The organism is Burkholderia sp. SIMBA_062 (assembly GCF_046534765.1).
Classification (GTDB): domain Bacteria; phylum Pseudomonadota; class Gammaproteobacteria; order Burkholderiales; family Burkholderiaceae; genus Burkholderia; species Burkholderia ambifaria.
Window position 1 is genome coordinate 1 of sequence record NZ_JAWRYD010000293.1, and the last position, 269, is coordinate 269.

The 269-nt window shown below is 66.5% G+C and carries 1 protein-coding gene; it reads right to left on the bottom strand.

The annotated features are described in order from the left end of the window. Window positions 1–230: FecR/PupR family sigma factor regulator (locus SB786_RS36415; protein ID WP_410731607.1), on the bottom strand; the 230-nt coding region annotated here is incomplete at its 3' end. Window positions 231–269 lie beyond the last annotated feature (39 nt).

A 269-nucleotide genomic window follows, 5' to 3' on the forward strand; every position in this document is an offset into this window, starting at 1 on the left:
GGCAGTTTTTCCAGCGCCTGGCGCGCCAGCCCGCTCGGCACACCGGCAAAGTGCCCGCTCAGGCTCTGCATGCGCGCCCAGGCCAGCCGGTGGGTTTCGTCATCCGCCAGCCAGGCCTGGAAGGCCGCCCGGGTAGCAGGGTCGGGCCGGTTGTAGGTGAGACGGATCGACCATTCGATGGCCTGGTCTACTGTTGCGCCGGGTAGCGCCGGCAGTGTGCTGGTGCTCATGGCGTGCTTTCGAAGACAAGCTGATAGCAATGGCGCAAG